Source organism: Streptomyces plumbidurans, from assembly GCF_019857225.1.
GTDB lineage: Bacteria > Actinomycetota > Actinomycetes > Streptomycetales > Streptomycetaceae > Streptomyces > Streptomyces plumbidurans.
The window spans coordinates 23,338-30,659 of record NZ_JAFJSY010000056.1 but is presented as its reverse complement, the minus strand read 5'-3'; the positions used below and the strand labels follow the sequence as shown (position 1 = coordinate 30,659).

Genomic DNA, 7,322 nt, shown 5'->3' with positions numbered 1-7,322 from the left:
CATCTCGCGTCCGCACAGCTCGTCCCCGGCGGTCGGTTCCGCGAAGCGGCACCAGGCCGAGCAGGAGCAGCTGGTGCGCGAGGTGTTCGAGGCCTAGGCCCCGGCCCTACGGCAACTGTGAGGGCCCGGCACCGAGTCGCAGAACTCGGTGCCGGGCCCTCGGCGTTGTGCGGGCTACTCGTCGTCCTCGTCGTCGAGCCGGGCCAGCCAGGTCGCCAGCCGCTCGACCGGCACCTCGAAGTCCGGGTTCAGATCGACGAACGTCCGCAGCTGCTCGGCCAGCCACTCGAACGTGACCTCTTCCTCGCCGCGCCGCTTCTCCAGCTCCTCGATACCGCGGTCGGTGAAGTACATGGGGTTTCTCCTGCGTGCGTCCGTACGGCGGGGTCAGGACCCAAGCCTAAGCAAGGAACGCCGGGCTCCGGACCCGGCCGCACCGGTCGGCGTCGGTCACCCGCACCGGTCGGCGTCAGTCGCGTGGTCGCATCAGTTCGTACGCCAGTCCCGTCATCCCGTGCCCCAGCAGCAGTACCCCTGCCGCGACCCAGCCCCCGCTGCGCCGCCGCACGCCCCACACGGTGAGAGGGAGGCCCGCCGCGAGCTGGGCGAGGGCCAGGGCGCGGGAGCGTGGGGTGCCGGACCAGGGCATCCAGGGGGCGAGGCGGCTGCTGCCGACGGCGTCGAGTTCCGTGCGGACCGCCTCGCGCAGGCCGGGGCGGTCGACGGCGCGGGTGTCCGCCAGGGCTGTGGCCGCCTCGCGGAGGCGGTCGGTGGGCTCGCCCGGCGCGAGGCCGTCCGGAAGGGCGATCCCCGCGCGCGTGAGGACCGCGAGCAGGGTTCGCAGGCGGGCGCGGGAGTCGGCCTCGGGGTCCGCCCTCGTGAGCTGCTCCAGGGCCTGGAGGTCGAGCACCGGGTCCAGGCCCAGACGGGTCGCGAACGTACGCATCGCCTCGTCCTCGCCGGCCGGGGTGCCGTTGGCGAGCCAGACGTAGCCGACGGGGCGGCGGAAGCCCGACGCGAGCGTGAAGCCGGCGCGGTCGGCGTCCCACCACAGGGCGAGCACCGGCCAGGGGGCGGCGACGGCGAGGGCGGTGGCCCAGCCGGTCATGACACGGTCGACGGGTTCGCCGTCGTGCAGCCACGGCCGGCCCTCGGGGACGAGCACGCTCCAGTCCTCGCCGGCGCCGCTGAGCAGCAGCCGCTCGCGCAGCAGGTGGGCGGCCGGGGCGACGGACCCGGGCGCCGCCCGGCACAGCAGCAGGGCGCCGGGCCCGGGAGCGGCGGGACCGGTCGGGCCGGTGCGAGGGGCTTCCGACGACATGGTCACAAACTAGGGCGATTCGCACGATGGGTCATTTTGGGGAGTCAGAGGTCACCAGAACGGGTGCCTTGACTTTCACCGGCCGCGATATATCGTGAATTGGAGAAGACGCGATATGGCGCGTTGCGACGGGGAGGTCTGCACCATGTCCGAGTGGTCCGTCACGGAGCCGCGGAAGCTGACGTTCGACGAGCGCGTGCGAGAACTCCACGTACGCATCGTCAACGGAACGGTCAACGTGGTGGGGACCGACGAAGGTTCCGCCCGGCTCGAGGTCACCCAGATCGAGGGACCACCCCTCGCCGTGACCCAGCAGGGCGGCACCCTCACGGTCGCCTACGACGACCTGCCCTGGAAGGGCTTCCTCAAGTGGCTCGACCGCAAGGGATGGCGGCGCAGCGCCGTCGTCTCCCTCGCCGTCCCGGCCGGCACCGGGGTCGAGGTGGGCGTCGTCGGCGCCACCGCCGTGCTCTCCGGGCTGGAGGGACGCGCGGAGGTCAAGGGCGTCACCGGCGACACCACGCTGGTGAGGCTGACCGGCCCGGTCCGCGCCGACACCGTCTCGGGGAACGTGGAGGCGCAGGCCCTCAGCGGGGACCTCAGGTTCAACTCCGTCTCCGGGGACCTGACCGTCGTCGAGGCGGGTTCGTCCGTCAAGGCGGACTCGGTGAGCGGCTCGATGATCGTCGACATCGACCCGACCGGCCGCCCGACGGACGTCAACCTCACCAGCGTCTCGGGCGAGATCGCCATCCGGCTGCCGCAGCCGGTGGACGCGGAGGTGGAGGCGAACACCGCGAGCGGCACGGTCTCCAACGCCTTCGAGGACCTGCGGGTCAGCGGCCAGTGGGGCGCCAAGCGGATCACCGGCCGGCTCGGCTCGGGCAACGGCAGCCTGAAGGCGACCACGGTCTCGGGCTCGATCGCCCTGCTGCGCAGGCCGCCGGCCGAGGACGAGCCCTGGGACGTGGAGCCCGAGGACTTCGGTCCCGAGGACTCCGGTCCCGAGGACTCCGGTCCCGAGGACTCCGGTCCCGAGGACATCCGCACCGAGAACATCCACCCGGTGTCCGAGGAGACGGCCACCGAGGGGGACAATTCCGGTTCCGGCCCCGGCGACGGCCCGTCCGACGCCCCGGCCGACGGCACGACCGACAAGAAGGTGCTCTGACATGCCCCCCGTCTTCGCCCACGGCCGCCTCCGCCTCTACCTGCTCAAACTGCTGGACGAGGCTCCGCGCCATGGCTACGAGGTGATCCGCCTCCTGGAGGAGCGCTTCCAGGGGCTGTACGCACCGTCGGCGGGCACCGTCTACCCCCGGCTGGCCAAGCTGGAGGCCGAGGGCCTGGTCACCCACACCACCGAGGGCGGCCGCAAGGTGTACGCCATCACGGACGCCGGCCGGGCCGAACTGGCCGACCGCAGCGGCGAGTTGGCCGACCTGGAGCTGGAGATCCGCGAGTCGGTCGCCGAGCTGGCCGCCGAGATCCAGGCCGATGTGCGCGGTGCCGCGGGTGATCTGCGCCGCGAGATGCGGGCCGCGGCCTCCGAGGCACGCCGCGGGGGCGCCAAGGGCCGCGGCGAGAAGAACGGTCCCCTCGGGGACTTCGCGGACTTCGCCGACAAGGAGGCGTGGCGCGCCGCCAAGGACGAGATGCGCCGCGTCAGGCAGGAGTGGAAGGAACAGGCCCGGCGCGCCAAGGACGAGAGCCGCAGGGCCCGCGAGGAGGCCCAGCGGGCCCGGCGCCAGGCCAAGGAGGCCCAGGAGCGGGCCCGGGCCCAGGCGCAGGAGGAGCTGCAGCGCATCGGACGGCGGGTGCAGGAGCAGGTGCAGGACCACTTCGCACGCGGCGACTGGCCCACGGGCGTGCGCGAGGGCCTGACCGAACTGGCCAAGGAGTTCGGCGACTTCGGCAAGGAGTTCGGCAAGGACTTCGGTTTCGGCCGGGGCGGCGACTACTCACACACCCCGGAGGACTTCCCCGCCGAGTACGAACCGTCCTGGGCACACGAGGAATCCAGCGGCGACGCGGCCCGCGACCTCGACCGCCTCCTCGACCGCTTCCGAGACGACATCCGCGACGCCGCCCGCGACCACGGCGTCACAGACGAACAACTACGCGACGCCCGCCGCCACCTGTCAACGGCAGCAGCCCACATCGGCGCACTACTGCGCCGCCCTAGGGTCTGAAGCGCCGGGGCGCGGAGGGACTGAGGGCCGGCGCAACCGGCCCGGGCGATGCGCCCCGCGGGGGCATCGCCTCGTCGGCCCGGCGCCCAGCCCCTCAGCCGATCCGTCCGCCAGCCCCTCACCCGGCCTTCGCCTCGCCGCCGCCGTACAGAACGCGCAGGAGCGACTCATGGGTCACCCCGTGTGCGGCGAGGGTTTCGGCGGGGACTCCGGGGCGGGTGGTCAGGGCGAGGAGGAGGTGTTCGTCGCCGATGTGGCGGTCGCGCTGGGCGACGGCGATGCGCAGCGACTTCTCCAGGATCTCCTTGGCGTCCCGGCCGAACGTACGGCGACCGGACCACCAGCTCCTGTCCTTGCGGTCGCCGGACATCGCGCCGATGCCGTGCGCCTCCTCGACCCGGGCGACGATCTCGGAGACGTCGATGCCGAGCCCCGCGAGGGCGTCGGTGTCGGCCTGCGACAGCCCGGCCCGCCGCCGGGCCTCGGCGACATCTTCCCGTACCGACTGCTTGCGCTCGCCGGACAGCCCGAGCGACGCCAGCGCGAACGACGCGCGGCTGCCCTCCCGGTCGAGCAGCGCGAGCAGCACATGCTCGGCGCCGACGGACGACGACCGCGCCCGCTCGGCCTGCTCGACCGCTCCCTGAACCACCTCACGGGCGTCCTTCGTGAACCGTTCGAACATCAATGCCTCCCGTACTTCTTGTGCACGGCCTGCCTGCTCACACCGAGTTCCGCGGCGATCTCCTGCCACGACCAGCCCTGGTTGCGCGCGCTGCGCACCTGCACCGCCTCCAGCTGCTCCAGCAGCCGGCGCAGTGCGGCGACGGCGCGCAGTCCGACCCGCGGATCGCGGTCGCCCGCACGCTCGGCGAGATCTGTTGCTTCGGTCATGACGTCAACCTACGTTGACGAGCGCCCGTCCGTCAACCCGGGTTGACACAACGGCCCGCGAGAACGCCAACGGCGGGCCCGGTCACCCGAACCCGCCGCCCGCGTAAGAGAAGAGGTCAGCCGTTGGTGAGCACGATCTTGCCGAACTGCCCGCCGGACTCCATCCGTTCGAACCCCTCACGCGCCCGCTCCATCGGCAGCACCTCGTCGATGACGGGACGTACGCCCGTGGCGGCGCAGAAGGAGAGCAGGTCCTCCAGTTCGTCCTTGGTGCCCATCGTGGAACCCACGATCTTGAGCTCGAGGAAGAAGACCCGGGTCAGTTCGGCGTGCGAGGGCCGGTCCCCGCTCGTCGCCCCCGAGATGACGACCGTCCCGCCGGGCTTCAGCGACTTCACCGAGTGCGACCAGGTCGCCGCACCCACGGTCTCGATCACGGCGTCCACGCGCTGCGGAAGCCGGGCCCCCGTCTCGACGGCCTCGACGGCGCCCAGTTCGATCGCCCGCTTGCGCTTGGCCTCGTCACGGCTGGTGGCGAAGACCCGCAGCCCCGCGGCCTTTCCGAGCACGATCGCGGCCGTGGCGACACCGCCGCCGGCGCCCTGGACGAGGACCGAGTCGCCGGGACGTACGCCCGCGTTGGTGAAGAGCATGCGGTACGCCGTCAGCCAGGCGGTCGGCAGACAGGCCGCCTCCTCGAAGGAGAGCTCCTTGGGCTTGGGCAGGACGTTCCAGGTCGGCACGGCGACCTGCTCGGCGAACGTGCCCTGGTAGCGCTCGGTGAGGATGGACCGCGGCTCCTTGGGGCCCACGCCATGACCGCTCTGCCCGATCACGGAGTGCAGGACGACCTCGTTGCCGTCCTCGTCGATCCCGGCGGCGTCGCAGCCGAGGATCATCGGCAGCCGGTCCTCCGGGAGGCCCACGCCCCGCAGCGACCAGAGGTCATGGTGGTTGAGGGAAGCGGCCCTGACGTCGATGGTGCTCCAGCCGGCCCGGGCCTCGGGAGCGGGGCGCTCCCCCAACTCGAGGCCGCTCAGCGGCTGGTCGCGGTCGATTCGGGCGGCGTAGACGGCGAACATGACGTCGACGATAGGTGGCGTTTACAGCCGACGGAACTCGAGCGCGCTGTGACACACGTCCTCTTGCCAACCGCGCTCTCGCCAACTGCTCTCTCGCCGAGCGTCCTCGCACCAAGCGCCCTCTCCCCCAGGCACCCCGCCCTCGCTCACCCGAACGGGCGGGCGCGCGGCAAAAAAATCGGCCCCGTCCGAAGAACGGGGCCGATCGGCAGACGTACGCGTCAGCGCCGTGCGACGCCCTCGGCGCGCGCCGCGGCGGCGACGGCCGCCGTGACGGCCGGGGCGACCCGCTCGTCGAAGGGCGAGGGGATGACGTAGTCGGCGGCGAGGTCGTCACCGACGACACCGGCCAGCGCCTCCGCCGCCGCGATCTTCATGCCCTCGGTGATCCGGGAGGCCCGCACCTGCAGCGCGCCCGCGAAGATGCCCGGGAACGCCAGCACGTTGTTGATCTGGTTCGGGAAGTCCGAGCGCCCGGTCGCCACCACCGCCGCGTACTTGTGCGCGACCTCGGGGTGCACCTCGGGGTTCGGGTTGGCCATCGCGAAGACGAACGCGCCCTTCGCCATCGAGGCGACGGCCTCTTCCGCGACCGTACCGCCGGAAACGCCGATGAAGACGTCCGCGCCCTGCAGCGCCGACTCCAGCGACCCGGTGATCCGGGCCTTGTTGGTGAAGGAGGCGACCTCGCGCTTGACCGGCGTCAGGTCCTCGCGGTCCGCCGAGACGACGCCCTTGCGGTCGGCGACGGCCACGTCACCGATGCCGGCCTCGATCAGCATCTTGGCGATGGCGACCCCGGCCGCACCGGCGCCCGAGATGACCGCCCGCAGGTCCCCGATGGCCCGGCCGCTCAGCCGGGCGGCGTTGCGCAGCGCGGCGAGCGTGACGACCGCCGTGCCGTGCTGGTCGTCGTGGAAGACCGGGATGTCGAGCCGCTCCTGGAGCCTGCGCTCGATCTCGAAGCACCGCGGTGCCGAGATGTCCTCCAGATTGACGCCGCCGAAGGACGGGGCGAGGCGCACGACCGTCTCGACGATCTCGTCGACGTCCGTGCAGTCGAGCGCGATCGGCACCGCGTCGACGCCGCCGAACTGCTTGAACAGAATCGCTTTGCCCTCCATCACCGGGAGGGAGGCCTCGGGACCGATGTCCCCGAGGCCGAGCACCGCCGTGCCGTCGGTGACCACGGCCACCACGGACGACTTCCACGTGTAATCGTGCACGAGCGCAGGCTGCTCGGCGATGGCGGTGCACACCCGCGCGACGCCGGGCGTGTACGCGAGGGACAGGTCGTCCTTGTCACGGACCGGCACGGTGGCCTGCACGGCCATCTTGCCGCCGCGGTGCAGCGCGAACACGGGATCGAAGGAATCGAGGGGCTCTGCCCCGTCCTGATCCGTTTTGCTGTCGCTGCGAGGATTGACGATCTCCGCTGCCACTTTGTTCTACCCCTTAGATCTTCATTGGTTGAGGGTGGCCGCTCCTGGTGAGGAACGGGCGGGACCGCGCATGCCCCGATGTTGATTGCGTAGGGGTCATACGCGACGGGCGCGCCGCACACGCGCCTCGAGCCCCGGATGAGGGGTGTAAAGAACCTTCTTACCGGACGGACCGCGCCGAGGACGAGCCCATTAAGCGCAAGGTCACATCCCGAGAGTGGAAGGTCACGTCTCGATGACAAGAATGGTCATGAAATGTAGCGACACGTTCACGAAGATCGCTTGACCGGCGGTCGAACAGTGATCAACACCTCGGGGCGCGATCCCGCGTCCCGGGGCGAGCTGAAGATCTTCCGGCCGGAACGCCGGATTCCCGCAGAAGATCCGGTCA

Annotated in this window: 8 protein-coding genes; 2 read left to right on the top strand and 6 right to left on the bottom strand. The window is 71.6% G+C overall.

What is annotated here, in order from left to right; all coding sequences use genetic code 11:
* Positions 1-174 precede the first annotated feature (174 nt).
* Both JYK17_RS29375 and JYK17_RS29370 read right to left on the bottom strand, forming a co-directional pair.
* Positions 175-354, bottom strand: coding sequence for a DUF6104 family protein (locus JYK17_RS29375; RefSeq protein WP_003992906.1), 180 nt, complete (start codon positions 352-354; stop codon positions 175-177).
* Positions 355-469: 115 nt separating this feature from the next.
* Positions 470-1,321, bottom strand: a complete 852-nt coding sequence (locus JYK17_RS29370) for a hypothetical protein (protein ID WP_128801941.1) — start codon at positions 1,319-1,321, stop codon at positions 470-472.
* Between the two features lie 145 nt (positions 1,322-1,466).
* Here JYK17_RS29370 and JYK17_RS29365 point away from each other — a divergent pair, with 145 nt between their 5' ends.
* A complete protein-coding gene (locus JYK17_RS29365) occupies positions 1,467-2,492 on the top strand; it encodes a DUF4097 family beta strand repeat-containing protein (protein WP_222811539.1) in 1,026 nt (341 codons plus the stop codon).
* A gap of 1 nt (position 2,493) precedes the next feature.
* A complete protein-coding gene (locus tag JYK17_RS29360) occupies positions 2,494-3,513 on the top strand; it encodes a PadR family transcriptional regulator (RefSeq protein ID WP_108014830.1) in 1,020 nt (339 codons plus the stop codon).
* Between the two features lie 118 nt (positions 3,514-3,631).
* Here JYK17_RS29360 and JYK17_RS29355 read toward each other — a convergent pair whose 3' ends face one another.
* The 4 genes from JYK17_RS29355 to JYK17_RS29340 all read right to left on the bottom strand — a co-directional run bounded on the left by JYK17_RS29355 (position 3,632) and on the right by JYK17_RS29340 (position 6,931).
* Positions 3,632-4,198, bottom strand: coding sequence for a Clp protease N-terminal domain-containing protein (locus tag JYK17_RS29355; protein WP_222811538.1), 567 nt, complete (start codon positions 4,196-4,198; stop codon positions 3,632-3,634).
* Positions 4,198-4,407, bottom strand: coding sequence for a helix-turn-helix domain-containing protein (locus JYK17_RS29350; RefSeq protein ID WP_016437953.1), 210 nt, complete (start codon positions 4,405-4,407; stop codon positions 4,198-4,200). The genes JYK17_RS29355 and JYK17_RS29350 overlap by 1 nt, the downstream gene beginning before the upstream one ends.
* A gap of 116 nt (positions 4,408-4,523) precedes the next feature.
* Positions 4,524-5,489: a zinc-binding dehydrogenase gene (locus JYK17_RS29345; protein ID WP_108014828.1), complete on the bottom strand. Its 966-nt coding sequence runs from the start codon at positions 5,487-5,489 to the stop codon at positions 4,524-4,526.
* A 221-nt stretch (positions 5,490-5,710) separates the two neighbouring features.
* Positions 5,711-6,931: an NAD(P)-dependent malic enzyme gene (locus tag JYK17_RS29340; protein WP_108014827.1), complete on the bottom strand. Its 1,221-nt coding sequence runs from the start codon at positions 6,929-6,931 to the stop codon at positions 5,711-5,713.
* Between the last annotated feature and the right edge of the window lie 391 nt (positions 6,932-7,322).

Coding starts and splice junctions, on each gene's coding strand:
- JYK17_RS29375 (WP_003992906.1), bottom strand. CDS start 354: ATGTACTTCACCGACCGCGGTATCGAGGAGCTGGAGAAGCGGCGCGGC.
- JYK17_RS29370 (WP_128801941.1), bottom strand. CDS start 1,321: ATGTCGTCGGAAGCCCCTCGCACCGGCCCGACCGGTCCCGCCGCTCCC.
- JYK17_RS29365 (WP_222811539.1), top strand. CDS start 1,467: ATGTCCGAGTGGTCCGTCACGGAGCCGCGGAAGCTGACGTTCGACGAG.
- JYK17_RS29360 (WP_108014830.1), top strand. CDS start 2,494: ATGCCCCCCGTCTTCGCCCACGGCCGCCTCCGCCTCTACCTGCTCAAA.
- JYK17_RS29355 (WP_222811538.1), bottom strand. CDS start 4,198: ATGTTCGAACGGTTCACGAAGGACGCCCGTGAGGTGGTTCAGGGAGCG.
- JYK17_RS29350 (WP_016437953.1), bottom strand. CDS start 4,407: ATGACCGAAGCAACAGATCTCGCCGAGCGTGCGGGCGACCGCGATCCG.
- JYK17_RS29345 (WP_108014828.1), bottom strand. CDS start 5,489: ATGTTCGCCGTCTACGCCGCCCGAATCGACCGCGACCAGCCGCTGAGC.